We start from the raw sequence: 14,158 nt of genomic DNA, 5'->3' as shown, positions 1-14,158 counted from the left end.
ATCAGCTGTCACATGTCATACTATTTCTGAATGACAGGCTTCAAGCGTGTGCGTGTTCAGGTACATGCGCATGCGCGCTCTTTACCGGTTCGCCTGTTTTGACCAGAGATGACTGGATATTCACCGCATGCAAACCTTTTGGCCCTTGAATGATCTCAAATCTGACCGACTGGCCGGCTTTGAGGGTTTTGTAGCCGTCCATCTGGATGGCCGAATAATGAGCGAACAAGTCTTCATTAGGCTTGCCATCTTCAGGCTTGCCGTCTTCGAGTATGAATCCATAACCTTTTGCATTGTTGAACCACTTGACTTTTCCGTTAAGCATCGCCATATCCCTCTGCAAAGGACTCCCTCAGGAGTATCGTCCACTTCAATCCGCCTCACCGAAAAATTTTGGTTGACTGCGCGGACCCTTTTTACCCAATGTGGGCTCTATTGTTTGTAACACCGTTTAGCTGATAGTCAAGGTCATGCGGCAGTCCATTTAAAAACCGGTCAGACTGCGACTAGTTGCTCAATCCGCCCTCAAACGAACATTTCTTTCCATGCATGCATTCAGCAAGATTCGACTAACATTCAATCAGGATGGTCCGCAGTCACACGAGGACGACTCGGCAGGCATCGCGGTGCAGGACGCCAAACCGACCCTGCAGGCGCCACCGATGTACAAGGTGGTTTTGTTCAATGATGACTACACCCCGATGGATTTCGTCGTCGAAGTGCTCGAGGTGTTTTTTAACCTGAATCGTGAGCTGGCCACCAAAGTCATGCTGGCCGTCCATACAGAGGGACGGGCAGTCTGCGGATTGTTTACCCGCGACATCGCCGAGACCAAGGCAGCGCAGGTCAATCAATACGCCAGGGAGAGCCAGCATCCGCTACTCTGTGAGATCGAGAAGGACGGTTAAACGCCGACCACTTGGGTATGAGGTGAAGCTATGTTAAACCGTGAGCTCGAAGTCACCCTCAATCTTGCCTTCAAGGAGGCACGTTCGAAGCGTCATGAGTTCATGACGGTCGAGCATCTCCTGCTGGCTCTATTGGATAATGAGGCTGCAGCCACTGTCCTGCGTGCCTGCGGCGCAAACCTCGATAAACTCAAGCATGATCTGCAGGAGTTCATCGACTCCACCACGCCGCTGATCCCCGTCCACGACGAGGACCGCGAGACTCAACCGACGCTGGGTTTTCAGCGCGTTCTGCAACGCGCTGTCTTCCACGTGCAAAGCTCTGGCAAGCGCGAAGTGACTGGCGCCAACGTGCTGGTCGCAATTTTCAGTGAGCAGGAAAGCCAGGCCGTATTTCTGCTCAAGCAGCAGAGTGTGGCCCGGATTGATGTCGTCAACTACATTGCCCACGGTATCTCCAAGGTTCCAGGGCATGGCGAACACTCTTCTGAAGGTGAGCAAGATATGCAGGACGACGAGGGCGGTGAAGCATCTTCCTCAGGCAATCCTCTGGATGCCTATGCCAGCAATCTGAACGAATTGGCGCGTCAGGGGCGCATAGATCCACTGGTCGGCCGCGAAAGCGAAGTCGAGCGTGTGGCGCAGATTCTCGCTCGTCGGCGCAAGAACAACCCGCTGCTGGTCGGAGAGGCCGGGGTGGGTAAAACCGCCATTGCCGAGGGTCTTGCCAAGCGTATCGTCGACAATCAGGTGCCTGACCTGCTTGCCAACAGCGTTGTCTATTCGCTTGACCTGGGTGCCTTGCTGGCCGGGACCAAATACCGTGGTGATTTCGAGAAGCGCTTCAAGGCGCTGCTCAATGAGCTGCGTAAGCGTCCGCAGGCGATCCTGTTCATCGACGAGATCCACACGATCATTGGTGCCGGTGCGGCGTCCGGCGGGGTGATGGATGCCTCGAACCTGCTCAAGCCGATGCTGTCTTCCGGCGAGATTCGCTGCATCGGTTCAACGACGTTCCAGGAGTTTCGCGGGATTTTCGAGAAGGACCGTGCCTTGGCACGTCGCTTCCAGAAAGTCGATGTGTCCGAGCCTTCGGTCGAAGACACTATCGGAATCCTGCGCGGCCTGAAAAGCCGTTTCGAGCAGCATCACAGCATCGAATACAGCGATGAAGCCTTGCGCGCCGCCGCTGAGCTCGCCTCGCGCTACATCAATGACCGTCATATGCCCGACAAGGCCATTGATGTGATTGACGAAGCGGGTGCCTATCAGCGTCTGCAGCCGGTCGAAAAACGCGTCAAGCGCATCGATGTTCCGCAGGTTGAAGACATTGTCGCCAAGATCGCTCGTATTCCTCCGAAACACGTCAACAGTTCCGACAAGGAACTGCTGCGTAACCTGGAACGCGATCTCAAACTGACAGTGTTTGGTCAGGATGCGGCGATCGATTCGCTGTCTACGGCCATCAAGCTGTCGCGCGCAGGGCTCAAGTCGCCGGACAAGCCGGTCGGTTCCTTCCTGTTCGCCGGGCCTACCGGTGTCGGCAAGACCGAAGCTGCTCGTCAGCTGGCAAAAGCCTTGGGTGTCGAGCTGATTCGTTTTGACATGTCCGAGTACATGGAGCGTCACACCGTTTCTCGCTTGATCGGTGCGCCTCCAGGCTACGTCGGTTTCGATCAGGGCGGTCTGCTGACGGAAGCCATTACCCGGCAGCCGCATTGCGTGCTGCTGCTCGATGAAATCGAGAAAGCGCATCCGGAAGTCTTCAACCTGCTGTTGCAGGTGATGGACCACGGTACGCTCACCGATAACAACGGGCGCAAGGCGGACTTCCGCAACGTGATCGTGATCATGACTACTAACGCCGGTGCTGAATCCGCGGCGCGGGCTTCGATCGGTTTCACGCATCAGGACCACTCGTCTGATGCCATGGAAGTGATCAAGAAGAGCTTCACGCCGGAGTTCCGCAACCGTCTGGATACGATCATTCAGTTTGGTCGTCTCAGCCACGAAGTCATCAAGAGTGTGGTGGACAAGTTCCTTACCGAGCTTCAGGCTCAACTGGAAGACAAGCGCGTACTGCTCGAAGTCTCCGAGGCGGCAAGAAGCTGGCTGGCGCAGGGCGGTTACGATGCAGCGATGGGCGCACGCCCGATGGCTCGCCTGATTCAGGACAAGATCAAACGGCCGTTGGCTGAAGAGATCCTGTTTGGCGAGTTGTCAGAGCATGGCGGCGTCGTGCACATCGACATCCGTGATGGCGAGATCACGTTCGATTTCGAAACCACGGCAGAAATGGCCTGACGCCGTAAACCTTGCCCCGTATTGTTGATTGATGCGGGGCAGGTCGGCAGCAACAACTGATAAAACACGCAAACAAAAACGCCCGGCTTATGCCGGGCGTTTTCGTTGATGCCTGTTTAACGAGCGCGGTAGGTGATGCGCCCTTTGCTCAGGTCATAGGGCGTGAGTTCTACACGCACCTTGTCGCCGGTCAGAATACGGATGTAATTCTTGCGCATCTTGCCGGATATATGCGCGGTTACGACGTGCCCGTTTTCCAACTCCACACGAAACATGGTGTTGGGCAGGGTGTCGACGACAGTGCCTTCCATTTCGAAGCTGTCTTCTTTCGACATGCAGTAAAGCCCTCGGTATACAAATGAGTGGCCCGGTGCAAGTGGCGCCAGGCAAAAGCGGCGTGCATTGTGCCCGAAAAAACCAGTTTAAGCCAAGGGGTTCAATACAGAGTGACCCATCTTTGATTGGTCAGTAGCTCGATGGGGCGATATTGGGTCTTGTAATTCATCTTTTTGCAGTTCTTTATCCAGTAGCCCAGGTACACCGCTTGCAGTTGCAGCCGGGTGGCTTCGCCGATCTGCCACAAAATCGCGTAGCGGCCCAGGCTGCGGCGCTCTTCGTCAGGTTCGTAGAAGGTGTAGACCGCAGAAAGGCCGTTGGGCAGCAGGTCGGTAACGGCGACTGCCAGCAGGCGTTGGTCAACACGAAATTCGTAAAAGCGCGAAAACGGCAGATCGCGAACCAGAAACGTCGAAAACTGCTCACGACTAGGGGGGAACATGTCGCCATCGGCGTGGCGCTGTTCGATGTAGCGCTGGTAAAGATCGAAATACTCCTGAGTGAACACCGGTTTGGCGCTGCTTACCTGAATGTCGGCATTACGCTTGAGGATGCGCTTTTGCTGTCTGTCAGGTACGAACAGGTTCACAGGGATGCGCGCGGGCACGCAAGCGCTGCAATTCTGGCAGTGAGGGCGGTAAAGATGATCGCCGCTACGGCGAAAGCCCATGTCCGACAGGTCCGCATAGACCTGTACATCCATCGGCTGGCTGGGGTCCAGGAACAGGGTCGTCGCCTGCTCCTCGGGCAGGTAACTGCAGGTGTGGGGTTGAGTGGCATAAAACTTCAGCCTTGCCAGCTCTGTCATGATCGCCGCCTAATCGCCGCTTAAAAGGTAAATCCATACCGATGAGTGTATGCCAGCCTGTCAAACTCGCCTAGATAACCAGTCGGCGTCGGTCGGCTGGTCCAGATGGCGGGCCAGGTAATCGGCAAAAGTCTGGCGAGGAATCGAGCGTGCGCCAAAGCTGTGCAGGTGTTGAGTAGGCATCTGGCAGTCGATCAGTACAAAACCCCAGTCGGTCAAGTGCTCTACCAACGTGGCAAAGCCGACTTTGGAGGCGTTGTCTGCGCGACTGAACATCGACTCTCCGAAAAACAGCTGACCCATCGCCAGGCCGTAAAGCCCGCCGACCAACTCTTCCTGATCCCAGACTTCGACGCTGTGCGCATGGCCGCGGCGGTGCAGCTCCAGGTAGGCGTCCTGCATCGAGCCGGTGATCCAGGTTTCATTGGCGTAACTGCGAGGCGCCGCGCAGGCCTTGATCACGCGGGCAAAGTCCGTGTCGAAGGTCACGCGATAACGAGACTGGCGCAGTACCTTGCCGAGGCTGCGCGAGATGTGCAGCTCTTCGGGCAACAGCACGGTGCGCGGATCAGGTGACCACCACAGGATGGGCTGGCCCTCCTGGAACCACGGAAAGCAGCCATGCCGATAGGCCTTGATCAGGCGGTCGGCCGACAAGTCTCCACCGGCTGCCAGCAGCCCGTCGGGTTCACGAAGGGCTTTCTCCAATGGGGGGAAATCCAGGTTGTTGCGGTTTAACCAGGTCAGCATGGCATCACGACTTTGCGGAAGGGGAGGGCGCACAGGCCTGAAGATGCAACTCTGTACGGCGGGCGTGGTCACAAGCGGTTGTCATTATGGCGCGTACCTTGTACTTGCGGTAATGCGCCCGCATGGCGGCGATGGCCCGGCCTGAAAAGTTGCGAGTAGTTGCCAGAAACACGTCATAAGCCTTTGTCACAAAACGGAATGCATGCTCAAATTGGACGTTATCAGCGAATACGCAGGCATGTCTGGTCTTTCCGGCGTTGCAGAGGTGTCTGAGCCCGGTCTGGCGCGTTTTCGTACAGACCCCGCTGTGTGTAAAGCCGTACAATGCCTGCTTTGGGTATTATCATTCAAGCGTCTGTCCAACGGGTTTCCCGGTGTCTGTCATCCCTGTCCACACGGGGGCAGTCAGTGCCGTCCGACAGCCGTTACTGGTCAATCAACGAGATGTTCGCGCTCCAGCGCAGGAATTAAAGCGTTTTGAAGAAATCCACCCCAGCACCCAGCGCTGTTCCGCTATGGCGGCAGCAATTGCACTACCGGCTCAAGGAAGGGGCCCTGATCGCCTTTGGCGCACTGTGCCTGTACCTGATGATGGCCTTGCTGACCTACGACCAGAGCGACCCTGGCTGGAGCCATACCAGCAGCAATGCCGGGCAGGTTCAGAACGCCGCAGGGTGGGCCGGTGCGTTCTGTGCCGACATCCTGTTCATGATTCTGGGCTATTTCGCCTACATATTTCCGTTGCTGCTGGCGATCAAGACCTGGCAGGTGTTTCGTCATCGTCATGAACCCTGGCAGTGGAGCGGCTGGCTGTTCTCGTGGCGCCTGATCGGGCTGGTCTTCCTGATACTGGCGGGTGCTGCGCTGGCACACATTCATTTCCACTTCTCGGCGGGTTTTCCGGGCTCGGCGGGCGGTGTGCTGGGCGAAGTGTTGGGCGATCTGGCCAAGAGGGCGCTGAACATCCAGGGCAGTACCTTGCTGTTCATTGCCCTGTTCCTGTTCGGCCTGACAGTGTTTACCGATCTGTCGTGGTTCAAGGTGATGGACGTCACCGGCAAGATCACCCTGGACCTGTTCGAGTTGTTTCAGGGCGCGGCGAACCGTTGGTGGACTGCCCGTGCCGAGCGCAAGCAGATGGTTGCGCAGTTGCGCGAGGTCGATATGCGCGTGAACGATGTCGTGGCGCCTGTCGCCCCGGACCGTCGCGAGCAGGCCAAGGCCCGAGAGCGCATCATCGAGCGCGAAGTGTCGCTGAGCAAGCACATGACCGAGCGCGAAAAACACGTGCCTGCGGTCATCGCCCCAGCACCTTCGAAGCCGGCAGAGCCAAGCAAGCGCGTCCTGAAGGAAAAACAGGCCCCGTTGTTCGTTGACAGCGCCGTCGAAGGCACCTTGCCGCCGATCTCGATCCTTGATCCGGCGGAAAAGAAGCAGCTCAACTATTCGCCGGAGTCTCTGGCGGCGGTCGGTCATCTGCTGGAAATCAAGCTCAAGGAGTTCGGTGTCGAGGTCTCGGTGGATTCGATTCATCCAGGCCCGGTCATCACCCGTTACGAGATTCAGCCGGCCGCTGGCGTAAAGGTCAGCCGTATCTCCAACCTGGCCAAGGACCTTGCACGTTCGCTCGCCGTGACCAGCGTGCGTGTGGTCGAGGTGATTCCGGGCAAGACCACCGTGGGTATCGAAATTCCCAACGAAGACCGCCAGATCGTGCGGTTCTCCGAGGTACTGTCGACCCCCGAATACGATAACGCCAAGTCGCCTGTGACCCTCGCGCTGGGCCACGACATCGGCGGCAAGCCGGTGATTACCGATCTGGCAAAAATGCCTCACCTGTTGGTGGCCGGTACGACCGGTTCCGGTAAGTCGGTGGGTGTGAACGCGATGATCCTGTCGATCCTGTTCAAGTCCGGCCCGGAAGATGCCAAGCTGATCATGATCGACCCGAAAATGCTCGAGCTGTCCATCTACGAAGGCATTCCACATTTGTTGTGTCCGGTGGTGACCGACATGAAGGACGCTGCCAACGCCCTGCGCTGGAGCGTTGCCGAGATGGAGCGCCGCTACAAGCTGATGGCGAAGATGGGCGTGCGTAACCTGTCGGGCTTCAACCAGAAGGTCAAGGAAGCGCAGGATGCCGGAGAGCCGCTGGCCGACCCGCTGTACAAGCGCGAAAGCATCCACGACGAAGCGCCGCTGCTGACCAAGCTGCCGACCATCGTGGTGGTGGTGGACGAATTTGCCGACATGATGATGATCGTCGGCAAGAAGGTCGAAGAGCTTATTGCGCGTATTGCGCAGAAGGCTCGTGCGGCCGGTATCCACCTGATTCTGGCTACCCAGCGTCCTTCGGTTGACGTGATTACCGGTCTGATCAAAGCCAACATCCCGACGCGCATGGCGTTTCAGGTGTCGAGCAAGATCGACTCCCGCACCATCATCGATCAGGGTGGCGCCGAGCAATTGCTGGGTCACGGTGACATGCTCTACATGCCACCGGGCACCAGTCTGCCAATTCGCGTCCACGGTGCATTCGTTTCCGACGAAGAAGTGCACCGTGTGGTGGAAGCATGGAAGCTGCGTGGCTCTCCTGACTACAACGACGATATTCTCGCCGGTGTGGAAGAGCCCGGCAGCGGCTTTGATGGCGGCAGCAGTGAGGGCGGTGAAGACAGCGAAAGCGATGCCCTTTACGATGAAGCCGTGAAATTCGTCCTCGAAAGCCGTCGTGCATCGATTTCTGCCGTGCAGCGCAAACTCAAGATTGGTTACAACCGTGCCGCGCGCATGATCGAAGCGATGGAAATGGCAGGCGTTGTGACCTCCATGAACACCAACGGCTCGCGTGAAGTCCTGGCCCCCGGGCCAGTGCGCGACTGAGTTTTACCACCCCGGTTTGCATCGACAGCGTGCACGGCGCGCTGTCGCATCATCATCGACTTCAAAGAGGAATCCCATGCGTCTTATCCGCATGCTGTTGGCCACCGCACTGACCTTCTCCGTCATCCCGGCTCATGCTGACGGCAAGGACGTGGCACGTCTGACCCAACTGCTGGAAAAATCCCAGACGCTGACCGCACGCTTCTCGCAGTTGACGCTGGACGGTGGCGGTACGCAGTTGCAGGAAACCACAGGCGAAATGGCCTTGCAGCGCCCAGGCCTGTTCAACTGGCACACCGACGCGCCTCAGGAACAACTGATGGTTTCCGACGGCAAGAAGGTCTCGCTGTGGGACCCTGATCTTGAGCAGGTCACGATCAAGAAGCTTGATCAGCGCCTGACGCAGACCCCGGCATTGCTGCTGTCCGGTGACGTGTCGAAGATCAGCGAAAGTTTTGATATCACCGCGAAAGAAGCTGGTGGTGTGATCGATTTCATGCTCAAGCCCAAGACCAAGGACACGCTGTTCGACAGCCTGCGCCTGTCGTTTCGCAACGGCATCATCAATGATATGCAGTTGATCGACAGCGTCGGGCAGCGCACCAACATTCTGTTCACCGGCGTCAAAGCCAACGAGTCGATTGCTGCCAGCAAGTTTCAGTTCCAGATCCCCAAGGGCGCTGATGTCATTCAAGAGTAAAAGGGCCTATTCCTGACATGGACCTGTTCAGTCGCGAACCGATAGCTCAGCCTCTGGCTGCACGTTTGCGTGCTACCAATCTGGATGAGTATGTCGGTCAGGAGCACGTACTGGCCCACGGCAAGCCTCTGCGCGAGGCGCTGGAACAGGGCGCGCTGCACTCGATGATCTTCTGGGGCCCGCCCGGCGTCGGCAAGACGACGCTGGCCAGGTTGTTGGCCAAGGTTTCGGATGCACATTTCGAGACTGTTTCGGCGGTGCTGGCCGGGGTCAAGGAAATTCGCCAGGCCGTGGAAGTCGCCAAGCAACAGGCCGGGCAATACGGCAAGCGCACGATTCTGTTTGTCGACGAAGTGCATCGCTTCAACAAGTCGCAACAGGATGCGTTTCTGCCTTACGTTGAGGACGGCACGCTGATTTTCATCGGCGCGACCACTGAAAACCCTTCGTTCGAACTCAATAACGCCTTGTTGTCACGGGCTCGCGTCTACGTGCTCAAAAGCCTCGACGAGGCGGCGTTGCGCAAACTGGTCAATCGCGCCCTGACCGAAGACCGCGGGCTCGGCCAGCGCAAGCTGACCTTGAGTGACGAAGGATTCGCGATGCTTATGGCCGCTGCTGATGGTGACGGCCGGCGCATGCTCAACCTGCTGGAAAACGCGTCCGATCTGGCCGAGGATGGCAGCGAGATTGATATCGAGTTGTTGCAGAGCCTGCTAGGCGACAGCCGACGCCGCTTCGACAAGGGCGGCGAGGCGTTTTATGACCAGATATCGGCCCTGCACAAATCCATTCGCGGCTCCAACCCGGATGCCGCCCTGTACTGGTTTGCGCGCATGATCGACGGCGGGTGCGACCCGCTGTACCTGGCGCGGCGCGTGGTGCGTATGGCCAGTGAAGACATCGGCAATGCCGATCCGCGCGCGCTGCCATTGTGCATGTCGGCGTGGGATGTGCAGGAACGACTCGGCAGCCCCGAGGGTGAGCTGGCGGTTGCGCAGGCCATTGTCTACCTGGCCTGTGCGCCGAAAAGCAACGCGGTCTACATGGCATTCAAGGCTGCGATGCGCGAAGCGGGCGAACACGGATCGCTGGAGGTTCCGTTGCACTTGCGCAACGCGCCGACCAAGCTGATGAAACAACTCGGTTACGGTGAAGAATATCGTTACGCCCACGACGAGCCGGAAGCTTACGCTGCAGGCGAAGACTACTTTCCGGACGAACTGGAGCCACGCCAGTATTATCAACCCGTGCCGCGCGGCCTTGAGCTCAAGATCGGTGAGAAGCTCAGGCATCTGAACGCGCTGGACACCGCCAGCGCTCGCCAGCGGAGAAAGTGATGATTCAAACCATTCTTGCGGTGTCGATCGCCGGGATCGCTGGTACATTATTGCGCTTTGCAGCAGGTACCTGGGTAAGCGCCAACTGGCCACGATATTTTTATGCGGGGACGCTGGCAGTCAACATTGTCGGCTGCCTGATTATCGGTGTGCTGTATGGCCTGTTTTTGTCACGGCCTGAAGTGCCCGTCGAAATTCGTGCCGGCTTGATTGTCGGCTTTGTAGGCGGTCTGACGACCTTTTCATCCTTTTCACTGGATACGCTGCGCCTGCTGGAAAGCGGGCAAGTACCGCTGGCTCTGGGCTATGCCGGTATCAGTGTATTCGGCGGGCTGCTCGCAACCTGGGTTGGCCTGTCCCTGACCAGACTTTGATAGACGAGAGAACGATATGCTCGATTCCAAACTGTTACGTACTCAACTTCAGGACGTAGCGGATCGCTTGGCTTCCCGTGGCTTTACACTGGATGTGGCGCGCATTGAATCGCTGGAAGCCCAGCGTAAGGTGGTGCAGACCCGCACCGAACAGCTTCAGGCCGAGCGCAATGCACGTTCCAAGTCCATCGGTCAGGCCAAGCAGCGCGGTGAGGACATTGCGCCGTTGATGGCGGATGTCGAGCGTATGGGCAACGAACTGAGCGAAGGCAAGGTCGAGCTGGACGCCATCCAGGCCGAACTGGACGCGCTGGTGCTGAGCATTCCGAACCTGCCTCACGAGTCCGTCCCTGTGGGTGCCGACGAAGAAGGCAACGTCGAAGTCCGTCGCTGGGGCACGCCGACGGCGTTCGACTTCGAGGTCAAGGATCACGTTGCGCTGGGCGAGAAATTCGGCTGGCTGGACTTTGAGACCGCAGCCAAACTGTCCGGCGCACGTTTTGCGTTGTTGCGTGGCCCGATCGCACGTCTGCACCGCGCATTGGCGCAGTTCATGATCAACCTGCACATCAACGAGCATGGCTACGAAGAGACCTACACGCCTTATCTGGTGCAGGCACCTGCACTGCAAGGCACGGGTCAGTTGCCGAAGTTCGAGGAAGACCTGTTCAAGATCTCGCGTGAAGGCGAAGCTGATCTGTACCTGATCCCGACGGCTGAAGTGTCGCTGACCAACATTGTGTCGGGCGAGATTCTCGATGCAAAACAGCTGCCGCTCAAGTTCGTTGCGCACACGCCGTGCTTCCGCAGCGAAGCGGGCGCGTCGGGCCGTGACACCCGAGGGATGATCCGTCAGCACCAGTTCGACAAGGTCGAGATGGTCCAGATCGTTGCACCGGACGATTCCATGGCGGCCCTTGAATCGCTGACTGGTAACGCCGAACGCGTTCTGCAATTGCTGGAGCTGCCGTATCGCACGCTCGCGCTGTGCACCGGCGACATGGGTTTCAGCGCCGTGAAGACGTACGACCTGGAAGTGTGGATCCCGAGCCAGGACAAGTACCGCGAAATCTCTTCGTGCTCCAACTGCGGTGATTTCCAGGCGCGTCGCATGCAGGCTCGCTGGCGCAACCCGGAAACCGGCAAGCCGGAACTGGTTCACACCCTCAACGGTTCGGGGCTGGCGGTAGGTCGTACCCTGGTGGCCGTGCTGGAAAACTATCAGCAGGCGGACGGTTCGATCCGCGTGCCGGAAGTGCTCAAACCGTACATGGGCGGCCTTGAGGTTATCGGTTAAATGGAGTTTTTGCCGCTGTTCCATAACCTGCGTGGCAGCCGCGTGCTGGTGGTCGGCGGCGGTGAAATTGCCTTGCGTAAATCACGTCTGATCGCTGATGCCGGGGCTGTACTGCGCGTGGTTGCGCCGGAAATAGAAACCCAGTTGCGCGAGCTGGTTGCACACAGCGGCGGCGAACTGATTCTGCGTGGCTACAGCGAAAGCGATCTTGACGGCTGCGTGCTGATCATCGCCGCCACGGACGACGAGCCGCTAAACGCTCAGGTTTCTCGCGATGCCCGGCTACGCTGCGTGCCGGTTAACGTGGTGGATGCTCCGGCGCTGTGTACCGTCATCTTCCCGGCTATTGTCGACCGTTCACCGTTGGTGATTGCCGTGTCCAGCGGCGGCGATGCGCCGGTGCTGGCACGTCTGATCCGGGCCAAGCTGGAAACCTGGATTCCCTCCAGCTACGGGCAGCTCGCCGGGCTTGCCGCGCGTTTTCGCAATCAGGTCAAAGGCCTGCTCCCTAACGTGCAGCAACGCCGGGCGTTCTGGGAAGAGGTTTTTCAGGGGGCCATTGCCGATCGTCAACTGGCCGGGCAGGGTGCCGAGGCCGAGCGCCTGCTGATCGCCAAGATCGCTGGCGAGCCACCGGCGCAAACCGGTGAGGTGTATCTGGTCGGCGCAGGTCCTGGCGATCCGGATTTGCTGACCTTTCGCGCTTTGCGTCTGATGCAGCAAGCGGACGTGGTGTTGTATGACCGCCTTGTCGCACCGACGATCCTTGATCTGTGCCGTCGCGATGCCGAACGTGTCTACGTCGGCAAGCGTCGTGCAGAGCATGCTGTGCCTCAGGAGCAGATCAATCAGCAACTGGTTGCACTGGCCAAACAAGGCAAACGTGTCGTGCGCCTGAAAGGGGGCGATCCGTTTATCTTCGGCCGTGGTGGCGAGGAAATCGAAGAGCTGGCGGCGCACGGTATTCCGTTTCAGGTGGTTCCGGGTATTACCGCTGCCAGCGGTTGCGCGGCGTACGCAGGCATACCGCTGACGCACCGCGATCATGCGCAGTCGGTACGGTTCATCACCGGGCACTTGAAAAACGGTACGACGGACCTGCCGTGGTCTGATCTGGTGGCGCCCGCTCAGACGCTGGTGTTTTACATGGGCCTGATTGGCTTGCCGGTCATTTGCGCAGAGCTGATCAAGCATGGCCGCTCTGCCGACACACCTGCCGCGCTGGTTCAGCAGGGCACCACGGTCAATCAACGGGTGTTCACCGGCACCCTGGCCAATCTGCCGCAGCTGGTTGCCGAGCATGAGGTTCATGCGCCGACGCTGGTGATTATCGGCGAAGTGGTCAAGTTGCGTGAGAAGCTGGCCTGGTTCGAAGGCGCTCAGGCCACGCTCTGAGGCTGTAAGGGGATAGCCCGTTGGGGCTATCCCTCTCGTTTTGCTGATGTGTTACTTGCTCCAGGCACCTTCACCTGACAATCGCTCGCGGTCGTGACCTGCTTGCAGATCAAGTGCCGGCCCCTTGGGAATGATTCCGGTCGGGTTGATGGTGCGATGGCTAGCGTAGTAGTGGCCTTTGATGTGCTCAAAGTCTACCGTTTCTGCAATGCCTGGCCATTGGTAAAGCTCGCGCAGCCAGTTGCTGAGGTTGGGGTAGTCCGCGATGCGCCGCAGGTTACACTTGAAGTGGCTGTAGTAGACCGCATCGAAGCGCACGATGGTTGTGAACAGACGTATGTCGGCTTCGGTGAGGTGTTTTCCCGTCAGATAGCGCTTTTCGCCCAGCAGGTTTTCCAGCACATCCAGTTCAGCGAACACGTCATCGAAGGCTTCCTCGTACGCACCTTGCGACGTTGCGAACCCTGCGCGGTAGACCCCGTTGTTGACCTTCGGGTAAATCTGCTCATTGAGTTCGTCAATGCTCGACTGCAACGCGGACGGGTAGAAATCAAGGGTATTGCCGGTCAGTTCGTCGAACGCAGCATTGAACATGCGGATGATTTCCGCAGACTCATTGCTGACGATGCGCTGCTGTTGTTTGTCCCACAGCACCGGAACGGTCACGCGACCGGTGTATCGAGGGTCATCGGCCGTATAGCGCTGGTGAAAGAACTGAAAGTCATCCAGCGCGTCGCCGCTTGAGCCTTTCTGCTGATCAAAGGTCCAGCCATTTTCCAGCATCAGCCAACTGACCACTGAGACATCGATCAGCTTTTCCAGGCCCTTGAGCTTGCGCAGGATCAGCGTGCGATGCGCCCATGGGCACGCCAGAGACACGTAGAGGTGATAACGGCCCGCTTCGGCAGCAAAACCACCTTCACCGGATGGCCCAGCTTGCCCGTCGCGCGTGACCCAGTTGCGTCGCTGAGCATTTTCGCGCTGAAACGCGCCATCTTTGCTGCTTTCGTACCACTGGTCTTGCCAGCGCCCATCGACCAGAAGGCCCATGTCTGACTCCCGT

General features: G+C 58.3%; 13 protein-coding genes. 8 read left to right on the top strand and 5 right to left on the bottom strand.

Annotation, left to right across the window (positions count from 1 at the left end; translation table 11 throughout):
* Positions 1-40 precede the first annotated feature (40 nt).
* Positions 41-331 carry a cold shock domain-containing protein gene (locus QRN38_RS17005; RefSeq protein ID WP_057417638.1) on the bottom strand — a complete coding sequence of 97 codons (291 nt, stop codon included), beginning with the start codon at positions 329-331 and terminating at the stop codon, positions 41-43.
* 214 nt (positions 332-545) lie between these two features.
* Between QRN38_RS17005 and clpS the strand changes: the two genes are divergently transcribed.
* Both clpS and clpA read left to right on the top strand, forming a co-directional pair.
* Complete coding sequence (gene clpS / locus QRN38_RS17000; RefSeq protein ID WP_003380148.1) at positions 546-908, top strand: ATP-dependent Clp protease adapter ClpS; 363 nt, start codon at positions 546-548, stop codon at positions 906-908.
* Between the two features lie 30 nt (positions 909-938).
* Positions 939-3,212 (top strand): ATP-dependent Clp protease ATP-binding subunit ClpA, encoded by a 2,274-nt coding sequence (gene clpA / locus QRN38_RS16995; RefSeq protein ID WP_003380149.1) that lies wholly within the window; start codon positions 939-941, stop codon positions 3,210-3,212.
* 116 nt (positions 3,213-3,328) lie between these two features.
* Here clpA and infA read toward each other — a convergent pair whose 3' ends face one another.
* The 3 genes from infA to aat form a co-directional block, all read right to left on the bottom strand.
* Complete coding sequence (gene infA / locus QRN38_RS16990) at positions 3,329-3,547, bottom strand: translation initiation factor IF-1 (RefSeq protein WP_002553999.1); 219 nt, start codon at positions 3,545-3,547, stop codon at positions 3,329-3,331.
* A gap of 101 nt (positions 3,548-3,648) precedes the next feature.
* The gene (locus QRN38_RS16985; protein ID WP_005767401.1) at positions 3,649-4,356 is read right to left on the bottom strand and encodes an arginyltransferase; all 708 of its coding nucleotides are present in this window, start codon (positions 4,354-4,356) and stop codon (positions 3,649-3,651) included.
* Between the two features lie 60 nt (positions 4,357-4,416).
* Positions 4,417-5,106: a leucyl/phenylalanyl-tRNA--protein transferase gene (gene aat / locus QRN38_RS16980; RefSeq protein WP_024667416.1), complete on the bottom strand. Its 690-nt coding sequence runs from the start codon at positions 5,104-5,106 to the stop codon at positions 4,417-4,419.
* Between the two features lie 477 nt (positions 5,107-5,583).
* Between aat and ftsK the strand changes: the two genes are divergently transcribed.
* From ftsK to cysG, 6 genes are all read left to right on the top strand, one after another.
* Positions 5,584-7,989, top strand: coding sequence for a DNA translocase FtsK (gene ftsK / locus QRN38_RS16975; protein WP_010200894.1), 2,406 nt, complete (start codon positions 5,584-5,586; stop codon positions 7,987-7,989).
* Between the two features lie 76 nt (positions 7,990-8,065).
* Positions 8,066-8,689 carry an outer membrane lipoprotein periplasmic chaperone LolA gene (gene lolA / locus QRN38_RS16970; protein ID WP_005767395.1) on the top strand — a complete coding sequence of 208 codons (624 nt, stop codon included), beginning with the start codon at positions 8,066-8,068 and terminating at the stop codon, positions 8,687-8,689.
* Between the two features lie 17 nt (positions 8,690-8,706).
* A complete protein-coding gene (locus tag QRN38_RS16965) occupies positions 8,707-10,029 on the top strand; it encodes a replication-associated recombination protein A (protein ID WP_007246036.1) in 1,323 nt (440 codons plus the stop codon).
* On the top strand, positions 10,029-10,403 hold the full coding sequence (gene crcB / locus QRN38_RS16960; RefSeq protein ID WP_057417639.1) for a fluoride efflux transporter CrcB: 375 nt from the start codon (positions 10,029-10,031) through the stop codon (positions 10,401-10,403). The genes QRN38_RS16965 and crcB overlap by 1 nt, the downstream gene beginning before the upstream one ends.
* Before the next feature lie 16 nt (positions 10,404-10,419).
* Positions 10,420-11,700: a serine--tRNA ligase gene (gene serS, locus QRN38_RS16955; protein WP_007246037.1), complete on the top strand. Its 1,281-nt coding sequence runs from the start codon at positions 10,420-10,422 to the stop codon at positions 11,698-11,700.
* On the top strand, positions 11,701-13,095 hold the full coding sequence (gene cysG, locus QRN38_RS16950; RefSeq protein WP_005618952.1) for a siroheme synthase CysG: 1,395 nt from the start codon (positions 11,701-11,703) through the stop codon (positions 13,093-13,095).
* A gap of 51 nt (positions 13,096-13,146) precedes the next feature.
* On the opposite strand, the gene QRN38_RS16945 is transcribed toward cysG, so the two are convergent.
* Complete coding sequence (locus QRN38_RS16945; RefSeq protein ID WP_005767387.1) at positions 13,147-14,145, bottom strand: glutathione S-transferase family protein; 999 nt, start codon at positions 14,143-14,145, stop codon at positions 13,147-13,149.
* Positions 14,146-14,158: the final 13 nt, after the last annotated feature.

It is taken from the genome of Pseudomonas sp. CFBP2511, assembly GCF_030209255.1.
Lineage (GTDB): Bacteria > Pseudomonadota > Gammaproteobacteria > Pseudomonadales > Pseudomonadaceae > Aquipseudomonas > Aquipseudomonas avellanae.
This window is presented reverse-complemented; position numbering and strand designations above follow the sequence as displayed.

What these genes read in the sequence shown, in the direction of transcription:
- QRN38_RS17005 (WP_057417638.1), bottom strand. Translation starts at nt 331, where the DNA reads ATGGCGATGCTTAACGGAAAAGTCAAGTGGTTCAACAATGCAAAAGGT.
- clpS (WP_003380148.1), top strand. Translation starts at nt 546, where the DNA reads ATGCATGCATTCAGCAAGATTCGACTAACATTCAATCAGGATGGTCCG.
- clpA (WP_003380149.1), top strand. Translation starts at nt 939, where the DNA reads ATGTTAAACCGTGAGCTCGAAGTCACCCTCAATCTTGCCTTCAAGGAG.
- infA (WP_002553999.1), bottom strand. Translation starts at nt 3,547, where the DNA reads ATGTCGAAAGAAGACAGCTTCGAAATGGAAGGCACTGTCGTCGACACC.
- QRN38_RS16985 (WP_005767401.1), bottom strand. Translation starts at nt 4,356, where the DNA reads ATGACAGAGCTGGCAAGGCTGAAGTTTTATGCCACTCAACCCCACACC.
- aat (WP_024667416.1), bottom strand. Translation starts at nt 5,106, where the DNA reads ATGCTGACCTGGTTAAACCGCAACAACCTGGATTTCCCCCCATTGGAG.
- lolA (WP_005767395.1), top strand. Translation starts at nt 8,066, where the DNA reads ATGCGTCTTATCCGCATGCTGTTGGCCACCGCACTGACCTTCTCCGTC.
- QRN38_RS16965 (WP_007246036.1), top strand. Translation starts at nt 8,707, where the DNA reads ATGGACCTGTTCAGTCGCGAACCGATAGCTCAGCCTCTGGCTGCACGT.
- crcB (WP_057417639.1), top strand. Translation starts at nt 10,029, where the DNA reads ATGATTCAAACCATTCTTGCGGTGTCGATCGCCGGGATCGCTGGTACA.
- serS (WP_007246037.1), top strand. Translation starts at nt 10,420, where the DNA reads ATGCTCGATTCCAAACTGTTACGTACTCAACTTCAGGACGTAGCGGAT.
- cysG (WP_005618952.1), top strand. Translation starts at nt 11,701, where the DNA reads ATGGAGTTTTTGCCGCTGTTCCATAACCTGCGTGGCAGCCGCGTGCTG.
- QRN38_RS16945 (WP_005767387.1), bottom strand. Translation starts at nt 14,145, where the DNA reads ATGGGCCTTCTGGTCGATGGGCGCTGGCAAGACCAGTGGTACGAAAGC.